The sequence below is a fragment of the Mesorhizobium sp. M7A.F.Ca.ET.027.03.2.1 genome (genome assembly GCF_003999175.1).
Lineage (GTDB): Bacteria > Pseudomonadota > Alphaproteobacteria > Rhizobiales > Rhizobiaceae > Mesorhizobium.
Genome location: NZ_RZOM01001613.1, coordinates 1 through 841 on the forward strand (window position 1 = coordinate 1; position 841 = coordinate 841).

At 60.3% G+C, this 841-nt stretch carries 1 protein-coding gene; it reads right to left on the reverse strand.

The features are described 5' to 3' along the window. Window positions 1-732 (reverse strand): TIGR04290 family methyltransferase (locus tag EN750_RS36805; RefSeq protein ID WP_127399446.1); only part of this gene is annotated, 732 nt, incomplete at its 3' end. Between the last annotated feature and the right edge of the window lie 109 nt (window positions 733-841).

The following is an 841-nucleotide window of genomic DNA, read 5'->3' on the forward strand; positions in this document are numbered from 1 at the left end:
ACAGGGACCCCCACTGGCCGCGCCGCCGGCGGCGCGGCAGAAATAGACCTCCTGCTCCGGATGCAGGACGATTTCAAAGCCGGCGCTGCGCAGCATCGCTTCGGTGCAGGCGCGGTTGGGTATCCACCAGTTGGTCGGGTCATCGGCATAGCGGTGCTCGATGAAATGGAGCTTGGGAAATTCCGGCCGGTCGAACAGGTCATGCGTCCAGAAATGATAGTTCTCTTCCATCTCGGGCAGATCTGTGCTGCCGCGCTGCATGGACTGGAAGATCATCAGGTCACCGGCGACGTGCTCACGGATAAGGTCGAGCGCGAGCAAGGGGTGGCGCAGGTGATAAAGCACCCCCATGAACAGCACGACATCGAACGTTTCACTCAGGGCGCCGACGTCGTAGACCGAAAGTTTCTGGAATTCGATCTCGCAATCGGCGATCTCGGCGGCAAAGCGGGCCTGCGCCAGATAGGCCTCATCGAAATCGATGCCGAGGACACGGGCAGCACCTCGCCGTTTCATCTCGATGGAATAGAAACCGGCATTGCAACCAATATCCAACACCGTCTTGCCTGTCAGATCGGCGGGAATGGCCTCGGCGAATTTGCGCCATTTGATCAGCGGATAATTGCCGAGAAAATGGTTGGGAGCGGTTTCGACACCCGCCAGTTCCATGTTGTGGAACCACGGGCCGAGAGCATCGATACGGCGGCGGATTTCGGCATGGGAATGCAGCATGATCAGGCTCCTTCGCCGGGAACGACAGGCACATGCGAACGGGCACCTGGCATAATCGTGGCGGGTTGGTGATGGACGGGTGCGGCGCCGTCCTCGAGCAGCCGCAGGG